Consider the following 19,298-nt stretch of genomic DNA (forward strand, 5'->3'; position numbering starts at 1 on the left):
GATGAAAACCCCCTTTCCCCCGCGCCTCTACATCCGAAGGGCGCGAAGGCTTAGCTCCAGTGCATGAGCCAATAGATGGAGGATGAAGCAATGCTTCTCAACTGGGTTGTTCTCTTCAATGAATTGCAGATCTATCACAGGCGGGTGCGCCGCGATCCCTTCGCCGACCCGCTCGAGGGGCCGGAATGGCGGGGATTCCTCTGGGCCGCTTCCGCCATCGCGCGTCTGGCCGCAAGACGGGGCGAGGAGAGAAAGACGTTGCGTCCCGATAAATCGCAGACGGAAAAAGGCCTCAGCTTTCGAAGCTCAGTCGCAGCACGTGGTGCAGGAATTCCGGATTGAGCAGCATGTTGAAGCTGATCGTCACCCATTCGCCTTCGCGCTTGACCACGGTCGAACCGATCTCGTCATGGATGCCGAGGATTTCGAGGAAGAAGTGGCTCGGCATTTCCAGGTTGGGGCTGACTTCGAGCAGGGCGCCGGCGAGCGTGATCGTGCGGATCAGGCAGCGCACCTGCGTTCCGGTGCTGAGGTGATGACCGACGAAGATGATGTTGCCCGGCCTGTCGAGATTGAATTCCCTGTAAGCACGTTCCGGCTTGCGGTGTTCTGTGTCGAGGTGCATCTGAAAGGCCCTTTTAGCCTCCGCTGGGTATACAACAGGATATTGGCTGAAGAATGCTGACGGAGGCTGAAAAATACCGTTAAGATTGGATGCTTTCGCGAAACTTGCAGGAAAAACGCACCGATTTCGTGCAGATGTGCCCCAAATTTGCTCATTCCCGGCGCGGATGCGCCATTCTTGACATGTCTGCGGTGTTCGCGCATACAAAGGGCCGGTTCGAGGCACCAGCCGCTCGCGGATGAAAATCCATGGTGAAGCCCTCGCGATCATGGTCACGGCCCTTTGTGCATGCTGACTGGCGGCAATGCGAGCTCCCATCCACAGTCGAAGAGCATGCCTTGCGAAGGCTCACTCCATGACGACGACCTATCCTGCCATTGACGAATTGAAGGCCCAGGCCAAGCGCCTGCGCCAGACGATGAACGATCGCGGCACCCCGCTGACCCACAGTGCGGCCCTGGAAATGATTGCCCGCCAGCATGGCGCCCGCGATTGGAATACGCTCGCAGCCCTTGCGGCAAAGCCCAATGCTGGCCCGAAGAGGTCGCTCTTCGTCGGTGCGCATATTCGCGGCCGTTATCTCAACCAGCCGTTCACCGGCGAGATTCTGGCGCTTTCGGCCCTGCCGGGCGGCGAACTCCACAGGATCACCATTCATTTCGACGAGCCGGTGGACGTCGTCACCTTCGAGAGCTTTTCGGCCTTTCGCCGGCGTGTGAACGCGCAGGTCGATGCCGACGGCGTCTCGCCGAGGAAGACCTCGAACGGCGTGCCGCATCTGGTGCTCGACCTTTAAATTTTTCCCATCCCTTTCAGGCCGTCGCAATCCGGATGATTTTAATCCGGATCGGGCTTGGCCGGATATTACACGGATTTCTCCATGACCGATCTTCCGCAAGGCAATGTCTTTCTTACCGGCTGGCTGCCGGGCGTCTTCCTCAGGACGGCGGCGCCGATCGTTGCGATCACCACCGTCAACGGCCTCTTCACCGTCGTCGACGCCTATTTCCTCGGCGCCTATGTCGGCCCCAATGCGCTCTCCGCCGTCAGCCTGATCTTCCCGGGGCTGATGCTGCTGGTCGCTTTGCAATCACTGGTCTCGAACGGGATGGCGAGCATCCTCGCCCGCCGGCTCGGCGCCGGCGATCGCCAAGGCGCGCGCCGGGTGTTTGCCGGCGCCCATACGCTGGCGCTGGCCGTCACCCTGATCCTCAATGCGGTCTTCTGGACCGTCGGCCGGCAGATCATCGATGCCGGTGCTGCCGGCAATGCCACTGTTGCCGATGGCGCCATGCTGTTCATGAGCGCGATGATCACTTTTGCGCCGGTCAGCTTCTTCCTGCCGCTGCATCTCGACGGATTGCGCTGCGAAGGCAAGATCGGTTTCATGACGCTGGTGACGCTGTCGGCCTCGCTGCTCAACATCTTCGCCAACTGGCTGTTCATGGCGGTGATGCATTGGGGCGTGCTCGGTTCGGCGGTCGGCTCCATTGCGTCGCAATTCGTCTGTCTCGCAGCCGTGCTCGCCTATCGATGGCGCCGGCCACTGGCACTGAGGCCTTCCGCGGAATTTGCTCTTGTCGAATGGCGCAGCATCATGGCATTCGGCGCGCCGATGAGCCTCGGCTTCGTCGGCATATCGCTGGCCTCGGCCGCCATTCTGATCAATGTCTCGCTCTGGAGCGCGGCAGATCATGTCGCGACGGTTGCCGCTTACGGCATCATCACCCGGATCATGACCTTCACTTATCTGCCGCTGCTCGGCCTCAGCATCGCCTTGCAGACGATCGCCGGCAACAATCACGGCGCCAGCCTCGGGCTCCGCGTCGGCCGCAGCCTGCAGATCGCCATGCTCGCAGCACTCGTCTACTGCACCCTGGTGGAAATCATAGTCGAGCTCATGGCCGGCCGTCTTGGCGCCGTCTTTGTCGCCGATCCCGCCATTATCGCCGAGGTCAGACGAATTCTGCCCTGGACGATCGGCGCCTATTTTCTCTTCGGGCAGATGCTGATCCTGTCATCCTATTTCCAGTCGATCGGCGATGCACCGCGCGCCGCGATCTTCGGCCTGTCGCGGCCCTATCTGCTGACCTTGCCGCTGACCTTCCTGCTGCCCTTCCTCTTCGGCGAGCAGGGGATCTGGATGGTGCCGGTCTTTGCCGAGGCAGGCATGGTCATCCTGGCCTTTGCGGTGCTGTCGCAGAACGCCAAACACCGCGGCTGGCGCTATGGGCTTCTGCCCGCTTGAAATGGCTAAGCCGCGCTCCCTCGTGACCTGACCCCCGAAGGTTGAACATGAACCTTCGGGGGTCAGGTCACTGGCGGCTTTTGCCTCGTATCGTCTATTCCCTGCCGCCCGAAGCGGCCGATGTCGCAGCTTCCGCCTCATTCAGCGCTTCGGCGCATTCCTGGCAGCAGACCTCGACGGTCTTGCCGCCGAGCTTGACGGTGATGGCCTCGGCGCCCAGTTCGCAGTCGCAGGCGGCGCATGTGGTCTTCTTCATCTGGTGATCCTCCGATTGATCGTCCCCGGATCGGGACAGTCTCATCAGACCATCGAACACCGCATCGCCGCTGTCGAAATCTTTAGCGATGGACCTTACCTGCGACGCAATTGCGCCGAGCGCTGGAATTCGCCAGGGCTCTGTCCGAAGGCCAGCTTGAAGGAAGCGCTGAAATGGCTGTGGCTGGAAAAGCCGAGATCGAGGCCGAGCGCGGTCAGATCCTCATATTGGCCGAGCAGATCGAGCGCGCGGGCAAGCCGCAGCCGCAGCTGGTAGCGGTAAAGCGGTGTGGCCTCGACCTGCTGGAAGACCTGGGTGAGATAAACCGGCGAGACACCGACTTCGGAGGCGATTTCCGCAAGCGTCCAGCGCCGCGCGAGATCGGAGGAGAGCACCAGCTTGGCCCGGTCGACGAGTTTCTGCCGGCCGGCGCTGGCGCCCGCCGCATGCGATGTGCGCTCGCCGAGCGAGCGGCGCACCAGCGTCAGCGCCAATATTTCCGCCTCCAGCGTTTCCGCGACATTGCGGCTAAGACCATGACGCAGCAGCGCGACCAGCGCCTGTGCGCGCGGATCGATCCGCCGGCGCTGGCGGCGGAAGGCAAAGGCCGGCCCGGGCTGTACCTGATCCTTGGGCGCGAGTTCTTCGAGCATGACCTCGTCGATCGCCAGATCGATGCAGGCGTCGCCGCCTTCGATGGGGTGGCTGATCCGATATCCCTGGCCGGCATTGAAGAACAAGACCTGATTGGCTTCGGCCACCGTGTCGTTGCGGCCGACATGCCGCATGAAGACGCCGCGATAGGGATAGACGAGGCTCGTCCTGTGGGCACATTCCTCGTCGCTCTTGTGACGACACTCGCCATTGCAGATGATGTCACGAATGGTGACGGTCTTTGTCTTCAGGAGCGGTGCTGTTGAAAACTGCGACATGGCATGTTCCGGGTCAGACAGGTCGCCCGATGAGGCGACCTGTCGGCACAATATCACGCTCAGGTTTCAGTAGCGACTATAGACATGCACGTCGCTTTCCGTCTGCCCCCTGGAAAGGCCGATATCCTTCAACTGCTCGTCGGACAGTTCCATCAGCGCTTTGCAGTTGCGCCGTTCGGCAATCTTGCGTGCCAGCCGGCGTGCCGCGATGACTATGGCAAGGAACAGGCCGGGCCGCATATTGCGGGCCGAGATTGTGACATTCGAGCTCTGCATGGTGATCCTCCATCCGTGTTTGGATGGAGGCAGTGAACCATCAGCCGCGATTTCGCGCTGTCAGATTATTTAGCGATCGAACGAGGCCCTTACGCCTTCAGCAGCCACTCGTGCTCGGCGGCATTGTGGAATTTCCAGACCCGCTTCGGCCCGGCCATGACGTTGAGGTAGTAGAGATCGTAGCCATGAGTAGCCGCGCAAGGATGATAGCCCTTCGGCACCAGCGTCACGTCGCCGTCCTCGATCGCCATTGCCTCGTCGAGCGAACGATCGTCGGTGTAGACGCGCTGGAAACCGAAGCCCTGCGGCGGGTTGAGGCGATGATAATAGGTCTCTTCCAGGAAGCTCTCGTTCGGCAGGTCGTCCTGGTCGTGCTTGTGCGGCGGATAGGAAGAGGTGTGGCCGCCCGGCGTGATCACCTCGACGACCAGCAGCGAATGCGCCGAGCTGTCGTCCTCAGGCATGATATTGTTGACGTAACGCACATTCGTGCCCTTGCCGCGTGTCACCTGCGGATGCGTGCCGGGCGGGATGGCCTTCGCCGGATAGCTGCCGCCGCCGGGCGCCGAGCAGACGGCGAGTTCCAGATCGGTCTCCGCCGTCACCGACCATGTCGATTCCATCGGGATGTAGAGCGCATGCGGCGCACCTTCGAACGGGCTCATACGGCCGCCGAGCGTACCGAAATCCTTGGTGCCGGCCGACGCCTTGCCTTTGCCGGTCACCCAGACGAGGCAAACTTCCCGATCGCCGGTCTCTCCCGAAACCGTCTCGCCCGGCTTCAGCCGATGCAGATCGAAGCCGACATAGGTCCAGCCCGCATTTTCCGGCGTGACATGGGTGACGCGGCCATGGGTGCCGGACGGTTTCACCTTGAGATTTGGCATCGGTGTTTTTCCTTCGTTACTTGGAAAATTCCTCTCCCCAACCCCTCCCCACAAGGGGGAGGGACTAACCTGCCGGGCTCCTTCCATTCTCGCCGTAACCTCTCGTCCAGAAGGACGCTCTCTTATGGCGTGAGGCGGTGCGTCAAGTTAAGTCTCTCCCCCGTGTGGGGAGTGGGGAGGGGTTGGGGAGGGGTCTTTTACTCCCGCTATCCCTTCGGGAAGCCTTCCGTTTCCACGGTATAACCCGCGGCCGTCATGACACGCATCAGTTCGGCATGGCCGATCTCGGCCATTTTCTGCGGCGGCGCCTTGCGTGGATCCTGTTCGGCCTCGACGACGAACCAGCCTTCATAGCCGTGATCGGCGAGCCGCTGGACGATGGCGCCGAAATCGAGCGAGCCGTCGCCGGGCACGGTGAAGGCGCCGAGCGCCACCGCATCGAGGAAGGATTGGCGGCTGCGGTCGAGCCCGTCCACCACAGGCTTGCGGATGTCCTTGACGTGGACGTGGTTGATGCGGGCGTGGTGGTTGCCGATGGCGCGCAGTACATCGCCGCCGGCAAAGGCGAGATGGCCGGCATCGAGCAGCAGCGGAATGCCTTCGCCCGAAGAGCGCATGAAGGCGTCGAGTTCCGGCTCGGTTTCGACCACGGCCGCCATGTGATGGTGGTAGGAGAGCGGCATGCCCTGTTCGGCGCACCATTCCCCGAACTCGGTGACGCGGCGGCCATAGGCCTTCATCTCGTCATCGGAAAGGCGTGGCTTGGTGGCAAGCGGCTTGGAGCGGTCGCCCTGGATGGAGCGGCCGACTTCGCCATAGACGATACACGGCGCATTGACCGCCTTGAACAGCTCGATCATCGGCGCGATGCGGTCCTTGTTGGCGGCAAGCTCCTCATTGACAAGCGTGCCGGAGAACCAGCCGCCGCACAGCGTCACGTCGGCGGCGCGCAGGATGGGCAGCATTTCCTCGGGATTGCTGGGGAAACGGCGGCCTTGCTCCATGCCGGTGAAACCGGCGCTGCGCGACTGCCGCAGGCACTCCTCGAGGGACACATCGTCGCTAAGCTCCGGAAGATCGTCGTTCCACCAGGCGATGGGCGACATGCCGAGTTTGGCCTTCATCAACATTCTCCTTAAAAATGTTTCGGAAGAGCAGCTGCGCTCTTCCGAAAAAATGATGGCACTACAGCGCCGCGCGTCTTTTTCAGACGCGCACGGGACGCTGTAGCACTTCGAATTGCTGCATAATTTTGCCCTTAAATCGATTCCGATTTATGGAATTATGCAGCCGTTTAGCCGATGCGCTGGGCGGCGCGTGCTTCGACATAACCCTTGCGGGCCTTGTTGACCTCTTCGCGCGGGCTGACCTCCGGCACCGCGACATCCCACCAATGACCGCCGGCCTCAGTGGTGATCAACGGATCGGTATCGATGACGAAGACCGAGGTACGGTCGTTCTTCTTCGAATCAATGATCGCCTGCTCCAACTCGGCGATCGAGCCGACCTTGACCGCGATGGCGCCCATGCTTTCGGCATGCGCGCGGAAATCGATCTCCGGCATCACCTCGTGATAGGAGTCCTTGAGCAGATTGTTGAAGTTGGCACCGCCGGTTCCCATCTGCAAGCGGTTGATGCAGCCATAGCCGCGATTGTCGAGCAGGACGATGTTGAGCTTGAGGCCGAGCATCACCGAGGTCGCAATCTCGGAATTCATCATCATATAGGAGCCATCGCCGACCATGACGACGACATCCCGTTCGGGATGGGCCATCTTGGCGCCGAGCCCGCCGGCGAGCTCATAGCCCATGCAGGAAAAGCCGTATTCCATGTGATAGCTGCCCGGCACTGTTGCCGGCCAGAGCTTGTGCAATTCGCCGGGAAGTCCGCCCGCAGCGCAAAGAACCGTCGTATTATCGCCGCCGATCGTGCGCGCTACCGCGCCGATTACCTGTGCGTCGGAGGGCAGGGCGGCATTGGTCGTTGCCATCGCCTTGGCGGCGGCCTCCATCCAGATCTTCTTCTCCGCGGTTGCCTTCTCGGTGAGTGCCGCCGACGCCTTCCAGCCGGAAAGACCCGATGAAAGCGCCTTCAGCCCTTCGCGGGCATCGGCCACCACGGGATAGCTGTCGTGCTTGACCGCGTCATAGGCGGCGATATTGAGCCCGATCATCCTGAGATTGTCATTCTTGAACAGCGCCCAGGAGCCGGTGGTGAAATCCTGGCAGCGGGTGCCGACGGCGATGACGAGATCCGTTTCTTCGGCAATCGCATTCGCCGCCGACGTGCCGGTCACGCCGACCGAGCCGAGCGCCAGCGGATGGGTGTCGTCGATCGACGACTTGCCGGCCTGGGTGACGACGACGGGAAGGCCGTGGGCGTCGGCAAAGGCGGCAAGCTCCTTCGTCGCCTGCGAGTAAAGCACGCCGCCGCCGGCGACGATCACCGGTTTCTGCGACGCCTTGATCAGCGCGATGGCATTGGCCAGTTCGTCCGCATCCGGCTGCGGCCGACGGGTCGTCCAGACCTTTTCAGTAAACAGGCTTTCCGGATAATCATAGGCTTCGGCCTGAACGTCCTGGCAGAGCGACAAGGTCACCGGGCCGCAATCCACGGGGTCGGTCAGGACCTGCATGGCGCGCTTCAGCGCCGAAATGATCTGCTCGGGCCGGGTGATGCGGTCGAAATAGCGCGAAACCGGACGAAAGGCATCATTGGCTGAAACCGTGCCGTCACCGAAATCCTCGATCTGCTGCAGCACCGGATCCGGCGCGCGGTTGGCGAAGACGTCGCCCGGCAGGAAGAGAACGGGAATACGATTGACGTGTGCGACGCCCGCGGCCGTCACCATGTTCAGCGCACCAGGACCGATCGAGGTTGTGCAGGCCATGAAACGAGTGCGGAAATTCGCCTTGGCATAAGCGATCGCGGCATGCGCCATGCCCTGTTCGTTGTGGGCGCGATAGGTCGTCAGTTCGTCGCGCACCTGATAGAGCGCCTCGCCGATGCCGGCGACGTTGCCGTGACCGAAGATCGCCCAGACGCCGCCGAAGATCTGCACCTTCTTGCCGTCGACAACAGTCATCTGCTTCTTGAGGAAATGCGCGACGGCCTGCGCCATCGTCAACCGTATCGTCTTGCCCATCGGGTCCTCCCGGACTTTTGACTGTACCTGTTTCTCCTCCAACCCCTCCCCACAAGGGGGAGAGGCTAACCCGCCGTGCCGTCTCATCCATATTACGGCGTCCCTTCTTGCAAGGTGGCCGCTGTCTGGCGCGAGGCGCTGCCTCAAGTTAACCTCCCCTTTGTGGGGGAGGGGCTGGGGAGGGTCTTCGTTCTATTCCTACTGCTGTCCGCGCGTCTTCAGCCACGCCTCAGTCAGTTGCTGGAAGCGGCCGGCCATATCGGCGATCGCCTCCTCGTCGTTCATTCCGCCCGAAAGCCAGGCACGCGCCGGGTCGGCAAAGATCGTCCGGCCGACGGCAAAGCCCTTCACGGAGGGAGCGGCCAGCGTCGCCTCGAAGCAGGAGATCAGCTCGTCGGCGGGCGCCTCGAGCCCGAGCAGCACGATACCGCGGCACCATGGATCATTCTTGGCAATCACCGCATCGATCTTCTTCCAGGCTTCAGTCGATGCCTGCGGCTCGAGCTTCCACCAGTCCGGCTTGATGCCGAGCGCATAGAGTTCCTCCAGCGCAGTCGCGATCGTGTCGTCGGTGAGCGGCCCGTTCTTGCCGGCGATGATCTCCACCAGCAGCTCGCGGCCGACCTTCCGGGACGCCTCGAACAGCGTGCGCAGCTTCTCCTGCTGCTCCGTTTTCAAGTCAGCCGGATCGTCAGGATGATAGAAGCACAAGCATTTAATGCAATGACTGAGTGGCCATTCCACAAGCTGCGAGCCGATATCCTGGCTGAATTCGAAGCGCAGCGGCTTCGAGCCCGGCAGCTCCACCGGCCGGCCGATCCAGGAGAAATTCTTCGTCGCCGCGTCGAAGAAGGCGTCGCGGCCGAAGCGTTCGTCGATCAGCATGCCGTAGCCGTCGCGACCGTTCGAAACCCGCGCCGCTGCGGCAACCGCCAGCCGCTTGAAGGCGACGATCTTGTCGTGGCCGACACCGAGTTCATCGGCGACACTGACCAGCTGCGAACGGTGGTCGATCGCCAGCGCCATCAGAAGCGGGATTTCGCCGCGCCGGGTCGATGCCCAGTGGATATGGTTGATCGCTTCGTCTTTACGCAGCGCTCGATGTTGGCTGCCGGTCGTCAGGAAGAAGTCGAGTTCGGCCCAGGTCGGATATTCCGGCGAGCAGAGCAGGCGTGAAACAGCGAAGGCGCCGCAGGCATTGGCCCAGGTGGCGCAGGTTTTCAGCGGCTCGTCGCGCAGGAAGCCGCGCAGAAAACCGGACATGAAGGCATCGCCGGCGCCGAGCACGTTGAAGACTTCGATCGGGAAACCCTGGCCGACGATACCGGCTTCGAGGTCGTCGGCGATCGGTCCATCATAGACGATGCAGCCCATGGCGCCGCGCTTGAGCACGATCGTTGCCGGCGACAGGCGGCGAATCTCTTTGAGCGCGCCAAGCACGTCGTCGGCGCCGGAAGCAATCAGGATTTCTTCCTCGGTCCCGACGATGAGATCGCAATCCGGCAGCGTCTCCTTCATCTTCGAAGAGACGCGGTCGGACTTCACATAGCGCTCGAAGCCTTCTGCATGGCCGGCAAGGCCCCAGAGGTTCGGCCGGTAGTCGATGTCGAAGATCACCTTGCGGCCGTTCGCCTTGGCGATGCGGATCGCCTTGCGCTGTGCGGCCTCGGTATTCGGCCGGGAGAAATGTGTGCCGGAAACGAGAACGGCGCGCGACGACTTGATGAAATCTTCATCGATATCGCCTTCATCGAGCGCCATGTCGGCACAGTCCGATCGATAGAAGATCATCGGCGACACACCCTCGGCCTCGACCGCCAGCAGCACCAGTGCGGTCAGCCGCTCCTTGTCGGTGATGATGCCCTGTGTCGCCACACCTTCGCGCGCCGATTGCTCGCGGATGAAACGTCCCATCTGCTCGTCGCCGACGCGGGTGATGAGACCGGATTTGAGGCCGAGCCGTGCCGTGCCGATGGCGATATTGGCAGGGCAGCCACCGACCGATTTGGCGAAGGAGCCGATATCCTCCAGCCGTGAGCCGATCTGCTGACCGTAAAGATCGACCGAGGAGCGGCCGATGGTGATTACATCAAGCGCCGGCTCCGGCTGTGAGCCCGGATTCGATTGTACCATGATGTCCTCCCGCTAGATTTTGCGCGGCTTCCAATGCCTGCGAATTTTCAATAATGAAACATCGGTTCCGATATTTTGTCAATTCGGAATGTTTATTCCATTTTCGCTTTTCCAGCTTTTGAGTGCTGATGCTTGCGGCGCCGTTCGGCGATGGCCACCGGCAGCGCCATGGTCAGCGCCATAGATGCCGAAAGCGAGCGGAAGCCGGCGAAATCGGCCTCCGCCACTTCGAACCAGTGCGTCGCGCAGGCGGCAAGCGGCGAGAAGGCCGAATCGGTGATCGCGATGACGGGCACGCCGCGGTCGGCAAGCTCTTGGCTCTGGCTGAGGCTGTCGGCCGCATAGGGCGAGAAGCTCGCGGCGATCGCCGCATCCCTAGGGGTTGCGAACTGCACCATTTCGGGGTCGACGCCATTCGGCGAGGCGACGATTTGGTGGCGGATGTTGAGCTTGGAAAAAGCGTAGGTCATGTGCGCCGTCAGCGGGTAGGAGCGCCGTTTGGCGATCAGATAGATCGTCTCGGCGCCGGCAAGGATATTCACCGCTTTCGTGAAAGTATCGCTCTGCACCGTCGCCGCCAGCCGGTTGACCGACTGGCTGGCGGCGGCAATGAAGCCGGAGAGCAGATTGGCGTCCTCATCGTCGCCGCTCGTCTGCTCCAGCGTGACGAGCCGCTCTTCATAGCTCAGCGTCCGGTCGCGCAATCTTTCGCGGAAAATGCTCTGCAGGTCGGAGAAGCCTTCGTAACCCAGATGATGCGCTAGGCGCACCAGCGTCGAAGGCTGGACGTCGGAGGCCGCCGCGATGCTTGCCGTCGTGCCGAAGGCGATTTCATCGGGATTGCCGAGCGCGAAGGCGGCGACCTGCGCCAGCCGCTTCGGCATGCTTGTCTTGCGTTCGATGATGGTGCTGCGCAGGCTTTCGAAATCGCGCGGCACACGCGCGTGCCTCTGGGGATCGTTATCCATGCTTGCGGCTCACGAGATGAAACAAATATTCCATATTGCCGAACATAGACGATTTCAAACGGCCCGCCTAATTGTTTTTAATCGCCTGTAATTGAAGGCTTTTAAACAACTTACCGGGAAGAATGGAAAAATGACTGCGTACGGGTCTCTTGTCAAAATGATCCAAATATTCCAAAAATCCGGCCGCAGCTCTGGAGGAGACGGAAATGAAGCCACTTGGCATCGGTTTGATCGGCACCGGTTACATGGGCAAGTGCCATGCGCTGGCGTGGAATGCGGTGAAGACGGTGTTCGGCGATGTCGAGCGTCCGCGTCTCGTGCATCTGGCCGAAGCCAATGCCGGGCTTGCTGCGGCGCGTGCCGGGGAATTCGGCTTCGAGAAGGCAACGGCCGATTGGCGGGCGCTGATTGCCGACCCAGAGGTCGACGTCGTCTCCATCACCACGCCCAATCAGTTCCACCCCGAGATGGCGATCGCAGCCCTTCAAGCCGGCAAACATGTCTGGTGCGAAAAGCCGATGGCGCCGGCCTATGCCGACGCCGAGCGCATGCTGGAAACGGCGAGGGGTTCCGGAAAGGTGGCGGCTCTCGGCTATAATTATATCCAGAATCCTGTGATGCGGCACATCAAGACGCTTATTGGCGAGGGCGCCATCGGCACGGTCAACCATATCCGCGCCGAGATGGACGAGGATTTCATGGCCGATCCCGATGTCTTCTTTTACTGGAAGAGCGAGCTTGCCGCCGGCTATGGCGCGCTCGACGATTTCGCCGTGCATCCGCTGTCGCTGCTCTGGTATCTTTTCGGCCATGTTGAGGCTGTCGTTACAGACATGGTGAGGCCTTATGCCGACCGCCCGCTGAGCGAGGGTGGCCGCCGCGCCGTCGAAAACCACGATGGCGCCAACGTGCTGATGCGGCTTGGCGGCGGCATCTCCGCCGTCTTGATGGCGAATCGCGCCGCCTGGGGCCGCAAGGGCCGCATCGCCCTGCAGATTTATGGCGCGAAAGGCTCGATCGTCTACGACCAGGAGCGCATGAACGAATTCGACCTCTATCAGGCCGCGGGCCGCGGTTCCGAACAGGGCTTCCGCAAGATACTGGCGGCACCCGCCCATCGGCCTTATGATCGCTTCATCCCGGCGCCTGGCCACGGCCTCGGCTTCAACGATCTGAAGATCATCGAATGCCGCGAGCTAATCCGGGCAATTTCCGGTGAGCCGTCGTCGATCGTCACATTTGAAGACGGTCTCAGGATAGAGAAGTCGGTGCATGCCATGGCACAGTCCTTCCACGAGCGCCGCTGGATCGAGATCGGCTGAATGGAAGACCGCTTTCCGTTGACGGCGTTTGAGGCTGCATAATTCCTTAGATCGGAATCGATTTAAGGATAAAATTATGCAGAAGTTCAAAACGTTACAGCGTCCTTAGCGCGTCTAACAGACGCGCGGCGCCGTAGGGATAGGCCTGCACCTCGTTGTCGGGCGCAGTTTCGGGAGTGAGATCGTGACGGACAGACTGGTGATCATTGGCGCGGGACAGGCCGGTTTCGCATTGGCGGCCAAGCTGCGAGCGTTGAAGGATATGCGCCCGATCACCCTCATCGGTGCGGAGGATGTGGCTCCCTATCAGCGCCCGCCGCTTTCGAAGAAATACCTGCTTGGCGAAATGGCTTTCGACCGCCTGCTGTTTCGCGCCGAGCACTGGTATGCGGACAATGACGTCGATCTTCGCCTTTCGACCTGGGCCGAACAGATCAAGCCGGATAGCAGGCAGGTTCTGCTGCAGGACGGCTCCGTTCTCGATTACGCCACGCTGGCGCTGGCCACCGGCTCGACGCCGCGCCGGCTGCCGGCGGCAATCGGTGGCGATCTCGAAGGCGTCTATGTCGCCCGCGACAAGCGCGATGCCGATCTGCTCGCCGAAGAAATGCGCCCCGGTCGCCGCGTCCTCATCATCGGCGGCGGTTATATCGGTCTCGAGGCTGCAGCCGTTGCCCGTCACCGCGGCCTTGAGGTCACCGTCATCGAGATGGCTGACCGCATCCTCCAGCGCGTCGCGGCGAAGGAGACCGCCGACATCATGCGGGGGATCCATGAAAGCCATGACGTGGTGATTCGGGAAAAGACAGGGCTCAAGCATCTGGTCGGCAAGGATGGCCGCGTCACGGGCGCCGCACTTTCCGACGGATCTGTGATCGACATCGACTTTGCCGTCGTCGGCATCGGCGTCGTGCCGAATGACCAGCTTGCCAAGGAAGCCGGCCTCGAAGTCGCCAACGGCATTGTCGTCGACGAATTCGCCCGCACCTCCGATCCGGCGATCTTTGCCGCCGGTGATTGCGCAGCCCTTCCCTGGCAGGGTGGCCGCATCAGGCTCGAATCGGTGCAGAACGCCGTCGACCAGGCCGAGGCGGCGGCAGCCGTCATCGCCGGCGGCAGCGCGCCATATGATCCGAAGCCTTGGTTCTGGTCCGACCAGTATGACGTCAAGCTGCAGATTGCCGGCTTCAATCTCGGTTATGACGAGACACTGCTGCGCCCCGGCGCCCGCGAAGGCGCCCATTCGGTCTGGTACTTCAGGCAAGGCCAGCTGATCGCCGTCGATGCGATCAACGACGCGAAAGCCTATGTGACCGGCAAAAAGCTGCTGGAATCCGGGACCAATCCCGACAGATCGATTCTCGCCGACCCCTCAGCCGACCTCAAGAGCCTGCTCGGCTGACTTCAGGCCCGGTCGGTGACGCTGCGCCGGGCTTGCCAACCCTGTCGACGCCGGGCGGCAAAGCCCGGCTTCTTCATCGAAGAGAACGAAGCGCGATCAAATTCTCGGATCGTGGCAGGGAATGCGCTCTGTTTGCGCGGGCCAGCCGAAATGCCGCCCGCCGCATTTCTTTGTGGTGAAAATTCAAAAAACTCTTGCATTCACAGACCGGTCACCATAGTTAGGCCGCACCGGAGAGGTGGCCGAGTGGTCGAAGGCGCTCCCCTGCTAAGGGAGTATACGTCAAAAGCGTATCGTGGGTTCGAATCCCATCTTCTCCGCCATTCTGATTTCCTGAACATTTCGCGATCTTTAGTTCCTGCCAGGGAATCAGGTTCGCTTAGTCGGCTACGCCTTACGGCCGCGCGATGGCGCAAATCTCTCCGCCATCAGCGAGAGAATCGGTTGCGGGAATCGTCTCCCGCCTCCACGCTCCATCAGGTGGCGAAAGCGGATCGGTGATCACCAGGTTACGCTTCCAGCAATCCTAACATCCCCGCAAGAGCCGGATTTTGTCGGAAAAGTGTCGCAGATGCGTCGAAAGGCGCGTGTCCAACTCTTTGTGGATCTGACCTAAGCGGCCGCAAAATCAGGGTTTTCTTAACAAAGCATAAAGGAAAGCGGGGCCGCTTGCCCGACTTGTGTCCTTTCAGCAACAGAATGTCGGGAAGGCTCCCTCAAACCCCCCATCCGAGCAAGTTGGTGATTGCGTGACGGCCGCCGTCTTGTATTTTCACCCTCGGAAGCAAGGGCGACGGATCGTCCACTTCTTGAAACACGGGGATGGGGCAGGGAACGCTGCTCAGCGAAAGATCCCAAACCCGATCGAAACTTTGAATTGGAGGTCATTTATGAACATCAAGAGCCTTCTTCTCGGCTCCGCTGCTGCTCTCGCAGTAGTTTCCGGTGCTCAGGCTGCTGACGCTATCGTTGCTGCCGAGCCGGAACCGGTTGAATACGTCCGCGTCTGCGACGCTTACGGCACCGGCTACTTCTACATCCCGGGCACCGAAACCTGCCTCAAGATCAACGGTTACATCCGTTTCCAGGTCAACGTTGGCGATCGGGTTGGCAATTCGCTGACGCGCGGTAACGACTCCGACTGGGATGCTGTCACCCGTGGTCAGGTTCAGTTCACCGCCAAGAGCGACACCGAGTACGGTCCGCTGACCGGCGTCATCGTCATGCAGTTCAATGCTGACAACGCTACCGATCAGAACGCCAAGCTCGACTCCGCTTACCTCGACATCGCCGGCTTCCGCGCTGGTCTGTTCTACAGCTGGTGGGACGACGGCCTCTCGGGCGAAACCGATGATATCGGCTCGCCGGTAACGCTGCATAACTCCATCCGTTATCAGTACGAAACCGACGCCTTCTACGCTGGCATCAGCGTCGATGAGCTGGAAGACGGCTTCTTCAAGGCGGACGAAGATCCGAACAACGTCGGCGTTGCCGTCGGTCTCGGCGGCAAGGGTGGTGCGTTCAGCTACCAGATCACTGCCGGCTACGACGTCGACAACGAAGAAGGCGCTGTCCGTGCAATGGGTACGGTTGACATCGGTCCTGGTACGCTCGGCCTCGCTGCCGTATATGCCACCGGCCCGAGCTCCTACTACACTGCAGCTGAGTGGGCTGTTGCTGCCGAATATGCAATCAAGGCAACCGACAAGCTCAAGATCACTCCCGGTGTTCAGTACTACAGCAACTTCGGCGTTGACGGCGACGACTTTGCCGATGGCGATGCCTGGAAGGTCGGTCTGACGGTTGATTACCAGATCGTCGACAACTTCTACGCCAAGGCTTCGGTTCAGTACCTCGATCCGGAAGATGCTGACGACTCCACCTCGGGCTACTTCCGCCTGCAGCGTTCGTTCTAATCTGATCTGACTTCGGTCAATCAGGAAGCCCGGCTCGTTTGAGCCGGGCTTTTTTATATTTCGAGCCATGGCAAATGTGCCGACGGACTGGCTTCGATAAGGTTACTGGCAAGAGGCGAGAAAGGCTCGAATCGCTGCGGGGATGTTGCCGAGATGCAGGAGGGGCGCGTGTCCATGTCCTTCGGCGGCATGAAGGATCAACTTCGGATGCCGCCGTGCCATTTCGTTCGCGGTTTCCTGTGAAAGCAGCGACGTGTTTTCGCCGCGGATCAGCATCAGCGGCAAGTGGCTCAGCTTCTCGAATTGCTCCCAGAGATCGAGCAACGGCTGGCTGAAATCGATCGATTTCAGCGCTTCGGCGATCGCCGGGTCGAAATCGGCGATCGGTCTTCCGCCGACGTCTCGATAAAGCGCCAGCGCCATCTCCCGCCAGTCTTGCTCTGCAAGCGCGGTGAACGCCGCGCCATGATTTTCCTTCAATATTTCGACCGCTTCGCGCCAGTCTGCCGGCCTTCTGCCGCTGTTGAGGTAGTCGCGGATCAGCGCTAGCCCCTTGGCCTCGACGGCAGGCCCGATATCATTGAGGATGACGGCTTCGAGAAGATCCGGCCGCATCACTGCGATCAGATGCAGGATCAGCCCACCCCGGGACGTGCCGACGAAGACGGCCCGCTCGATGCCGAGCGCCGCGCAAGCGGCAACGACATCGCCGGCCTCGATGGCGAGATTGTAGTTCGCCTTGTTCTCATCCCATGCCGAGTTTCCCCGCCCGCGCGAATCGAGCGCGATGACCCTGCGTGGTGCTGTTATGTCCTGGGAGAGCAGCAGCGCCAGCGGATGAAAATCCCGCGTATTGCGGGTCAGGCCGGGCAGGCAGATGACCGGCAGCCGTCCGGCGGTTGCCGTCTCGCCGGGCCAATAGTCGCGGGCATAAAGCTTCAGCCCATCGGGAGACGTATAAAATCGTTCCTGGAAACCGCTTGCATAATTATCCGGCATCGCATCCTCGAGATCTGTTTGATCGCGAAGATGTAGCCTGCTTTTCCGGCTGCGCCAAACGCCTTAGGAAGCACTGCGTCCGCCGATGAGGTCGCGCTCGATATCGGTGGGCTGGCCGAGGCGAGCCTTGTACACCTCGTAATTCTCCATCACCCGCTGGACGTAGTTCCGCGTTTCGGGGAAGGGGATGCGCTCGATCCAGTCGACGATCTCGTCGATCGACCTGCCGCGCGGATCGCCGTAACGGCTGATCCATTCCGGCACCCGTTTCGGCCCGGCATTGTAGGCAATGAAGGTCAGGATATAGGAGCCGCCGAAGGCTTCGATCTGCTCACCGAGATAATGCGCGCCGAGTGTGGCGTTATAACCGGCATCGGCCGTCAGCTTGTCTTTCGAATAGGCGATGTTGTGGCGCTTGGCCACCGCCTGGGCCGTCCCCGGCAGAAGCTGCAGCAATCCCCGCGCATTCGCCGCTGAAACGGCGGCTGGGTTGAAGGCGCTTTCCTGCCGGGCGATGGCATAGGCGAGCGCCTTGCCGGAGCCGGAGATGTTGGCATTCGCCGGGATGACGCCGACCGGAAAGGCGAGCGCTGCGACATCGATGCCGCGGCCATAGGCGATCTTGCCGATCTGCAGCGACAAATGATGATCGCCGGATTGCTCGGCCTGCGCCGCAAGCACGGCCAGTTCGCCGGGGCTCTGCAACTGGTCGGCAAGCGCAAGATAGAGAATATCGGCCCGCCATCCATGGCCTGCGGCCTCTAGTCGGGCGATCGCCTGCACCGCTTCACGTGCCTGAAAGCGTTGCCGGTCGGCCGTGCTCGGCGCGGGATAGGTAACGTTCAGCGTCTTTCGCCCCAGCTTTTCGGCCGCGAGCTGACCGTAGAAGGTGCCGGGGAAGGTCGCAGCCTTCCCATAGAATTCGCTGGATTTGCCGGGGCCCCCGGCTTCGGCCGCCCGTCCCAGCCAGTACCAGGCGCGTGAAACCGAGATCGGCCCGTTTGATGTCTGGAGAATCTTGCGGAAGTGTCTTTCCGCGGTTGCCGGATCCTGCAGGCCGCGAAGCGCGTACCATCCGGCATGGAACTCAGCCTCGACGATGTCAGTCGGGCTCGTTGCGGCGTAATTGGCGACGATGCGATAGGCAGGCTTGAACTGTCCCTGGTCGACGAGACCACGGCTGACGATACGCTGCTCGTTCCACCACTCGCCGGAGTTGACAAGTTCGCTACGCTCGGGCGGCATCTGCTCCAGAAGTGCTGCCGCCTCGGCATATTTGTCCTGTTTGCGCAGATATTCAATCCGCGCAAACAGCAGGCCGGCATCGCCGCGCCATTTTGCATCGACAGCGTTGAGCAGCGCGCCGGCGTTGCCGGCTTTGGCGTCGACGGCAGACCAAGCCTTGTAGAGCGACTGGGCCTGGGCCATGTCGCCGAAGCGCTTGGCCTGCGCCACCCGGCCGCGATACATCAGATAGTCCATCCGCGCCTTATGGTCGGCAGGCGTCAACAGAGCTGAGAATTCGAGGAGGATCTTGTCCTCGGTCGCCTTGTCGAGAGCCTCTCCGCGCCAGACCTTGCGGATATATTTTGCCGCCTGCGCTTGTCTGCCTGATGCAACCAGCGCCCGGCCGAGGATGACGGCGCCCTGCATCGTCTCGGGCGCGGTATCGCCGAAGGCGGCGAGCACGGCGGATGGGGCGGGGTTCTCGTCATAGAGCGCACGTTCGGAATAGGAGCGCAGCCGCGAGAGGCCCGGCCAGCTCTTGAGCTCCTGCCCAGCACTGGCGATTTCATAAGAGGGGACGCCCTTCAATCCGGAAACGGCGATCGCCCAGGTGAGGATATGGCGGTCGAGCGTACCGCCCTGCATGCTGTCGCGGATCGACAGCGCCAGCTGCGGGTTCTTGTCGGAAAGCGCATCGAGGCCGGCTTTCAGGTCGCTGTTGACAGGCGCGATGGCCGGATTGCGCGGAATGGCGCCCGTTGTGATCGCTTCCGGCATGGCTGTTTGGGGAATGAAGCCGAGCGGCTTGACGCCAGGCATGGGCGTGCTCTCGCCCGGAAGCGGCGACGCTATGCTGCCCCACGCGGCGGCGGCGAAGCCGAAGGCGGACAGAATCAGGACAGCTTTCTTCATCCGGGATCTCGCAACGAAAACACGCCCTGCCATTTGGCTAGAGGCATCTT

General features: G+C 61.5%; 18 protein-coding genes and 1 tRNA gene. 7 read left to right on the forward strand and 12 right to left on the reverse strand.

Annotated elements, in window-relative coordinates; all coding sequences use genetic code 11:
• Positions 1 to 90: 90 nt before the first annotated feature.
• Positions 91 to 342: a hypothetical protein gene (locus QMO82_RS30145; RefSeq protein ID WP_246718226.1), complete on the forward strand. Its 252-nt coding sequence runs from the start codon at positions 91 to 93 to the stop codon at positions 340 to 342.
• Here QMO82_RS30145 and QMO82_RS30150 read toward each other — a convergent pair.
• Positions 293 to 625, reverse strand: coding sequence for a hypothetical protein (locus QMO82_RS30150; protein WP_183606312.1), 333 nt, complete (start codon positions 623 to 625; stop codon positions 293 to 295). The genes QMO82_RS30145 and QMO82_RS30150 overlap by 50 nt on opposite strands.
• Before the next feature lie 355 nt (positions 626 to 980).
• Between QMO82_RS30150 and QMO82_RS30155 the strand changes: the two genes are divergently transcribed.
• Both QMO82_RS30155 and QMO82_RS30160 read left to right on the forward strand, forming a co-directional pair.
• Entirely contained in the window at positions 981 to 1,421 is a 441-nt protein-coding gene (locus QMO82_RS30155) for a glyoxalase superfamily protein (protein ID WP_183606313.1), read from the forward strand.
• A gap of 84 nt (positions 1,422 to 1,505) precedes the next feature.
• Positions 1,506 to 2,873 (forward strand): MATE family efflux transporter, encoded by a 1,368-nt coding sequence (locus tag QMO82_RS30160; protein WP_183606314.1) that lies wholly within the window; start codon positions 1,506 to 1,508, stop codon positions 2,871 to 2,873.
• 94 nt (positions 2,874 to 2,967) lie between these two features.
• Here QMO82_RS30160 and QMO82_RS30165 read toward each other — a convergent pair whose 3' ends face one another.
• The 8 genes from QMO82_RS30165 to QMO82_RS30200 all read right to left on the reverse strand — a co-directional run bounded on the left by QMO82_RS30165 (position 2,968) and on the right by QMO82_RS30200 (position 11,470).
• Positions 2,968 to 3,129 (reverse strand): hypothetical protein, encoded by a 162-nt coding sequence (locus QMO82_RS30165; RefSeq protein ID WP_183606315.1) that lies wholly within the window; start codon positions 3,127 to 3,129, stop codon positions 2,968 to 2,970.
• A 95-nt stretch (positions 3,130 to 3,224) separates the two neighbouring features.
• Positions 3,225 to 4,061, reverse strand: a complete 837-nt coding sequence (locus tag QMO82_RS30170) for a helix-turn-helix transcriptional regulator (RefSeq protein WP_183606316.1) — start codon at positions 4,059 to 4,061, stop codon at positions 3,225 to 3,227.
• Between the two features lie 66 nt (positions 4,062 to 4,127).
• Positions 4,128 to 4,337, reverse strand: a complete 210-nt coding sequence (locus tag QMO82_RS30175) for a DUF1127 domain-containing protein (RefSeq protein WP_183606317.1) — start codon at positions 4,335 to 4,337, stop codon at positions 4,128 to 4,130.
• Positions 4,338 to 4,426: 89 nt separating this feature from the next.
• Positions 4,427 to 5,224, reverse strand: coding sequence for a 5-deoxy-glucuronate isomerase (gene iolB, locus QMO82_RS30180; protein ID WP_183606318.1), 798 nt, complete (start codon positions 5,222 to 5,224; stop codon positions 4,427 to 4,429).
• 206 nt (positions 5,225 to 5,430) lie between these two features.
• Entirely contained in the window at positions 5,431 to 6,348 is a 918-nt protein-coding gene (gene iolE / locus QMO82_RS30185; RefSeq protein WP_183606319.1) for a myo-inosose-2 dehydratase, read from the reverse strand.
• A 170-nt stretch (positions 6,349 to 6,518) separates the two neighbouring features.
• Positions 6,519 to 8,369 carry a 3D-(3,5/4)-trihydroxycyclohexane-1,2-dione acylhydrolase (decyclizing) gene (gene iolD / locus QMO82_RS30190; RefSeq protein WP_183606320.1) on the reverse strand — a complete coding sequence of 617 codons (1,851 nt, stop codon included), beginning with the start codon at positions 8,367 to 8,369 and terminating at the stop codon, positions 6,519 to 6,521.
• Between the two features lie 198 nt (positions 8,370 to 8,567).
• Positions 8,568 to 10,502 (reverse strand): 5-dehydro-2-deoxygluconokinase, encoded by a 1,935-nt coding sequence (iolC, locus tag QMO82_RS30195; protein WP_183606321.1) that lies wholly within the window; start codon positions 10,500 to 10,502, stop codon positions 8,568 to 8,570.
• A gap of 92 nt (positions 10,503 to 10,594) precedes the next feature.
• A complete protein-coding gene (locus QMO82_RS30200) occupies positions 10,595 to 11,470 on the reverse strand; it encodes a MurR/RpiR family transcriptional regulator (protein ID WP_183606322.1) in 876 nt (291 codons plus the stop codon).
• Between the two features lie 206 nt (positions 11,471 to 11,676).
• On the opposite strand from QMO82_RS30200, the gene QMO82_RS30205 reads away from it, so the two are divergent.
• Both QMO82_RS30205 and QMO82_RS30210 read left to right on the forward strand, forming a co-directional pair.
• Positions 11,677 to 12,792, forward strand: coding sequence for a Gfo/Idh/MocA family protein (locus tag QMO82_RS30205; RefSeq protein WP_183606323.1), 1,116 nt, complete (start codon positions 11,677 to 11,679; stop codon positions 12,790 to 12,792).
• A gap of 184 nt (positions 12,793 to 12,976) precedes the next feature.
• Positions 12,977 to 14,194, forward strand: coding sequence for an NAD(P)/FAD-dependent oxidoreductase (locus QMO82_RS30210; RefSeq protein ID WP_183606324.1), 1,218 nt, complete (start codon positions 12,977 to 12,979; stop codon positions 14,192 to 14,194).
• A 2-nt stretch (positions 14,195 to 14,196) separates the two neighbouring features.
• Here QMO82_RS30210 and QMO82_RS30215 read toward each other — a convergent pair whose 3' ends face one another.
• Positions 14,197 to 14,394, reverse strand: coding sequence for a hypothetical protein (locus QMO82_RS30215; RefSeq protein WP_183610819.1), 198 nt, complete (start codon positions 14,392 to 14,394; stop codon positions 14,197 to 14,199).
• Positions 14,395 to 14,426: 32 nt separating this feature from the next.
• Here QMO82_RS30215 and QMO82_RS30220 point away from each other — a divergent pair.
• Positions 14,427 to 14,517, forward strand: a tRNA-Ser gene (locus QMO82_RS30220).
• 567 nt (positions 14,518 to 15,084) lie between these two features.
• Entirely contained in the window at positions 15,085 to 16,110 is a 1,026-nt protein-coding gene (locus QMO82_RS30225; RefSeq protein WP_183606325.1) for a porin, read from the forward strand.
• Between the two features lie 102 nt (positions 16,111 to 16,212).
• Here QMO82_RS30225 and QMO82_RS30230 read toward each other — a convergent pair whose 3' ends face one another.
• Complete coding sequence (locus QMO82_RS30230; RefSeq protein WP_183606326.1) at positions 16,213 to 17,109, reverse strand: alpha/beta fold hydrolase; 897 nt, start codon at positions 17,107 to 17,109, stop codon at positions 16,213 to 16,215.
• A 63-nt stretch (positions 17,110 to 17,172) separates the two neighbouring features.
• Positions 17,173 to 19,248, reverse strand: coding sequence for a lytic transglycosylase domain-containing protein (locus QMO82_RS30235; protein WP_183606327.1), 2,076 nt, complete (start codon positions 19,246 to 19,248; stop codon positions 17,173 to 17,175).
• Positions 19,249 to 19,298: the final 50 nt, after the last annotated feature.

It is taken from the genome of Rhizobium sp. BT04, assembly GCF_030053135.1.
GTDB classification, from domain to species: domain Bacteria; phylum Pseudomonadota; class Alphaproteobacteria; order Rhizobiales; family Rhizobiaceae; genus Rhizobium; species Rhizobium binxianense.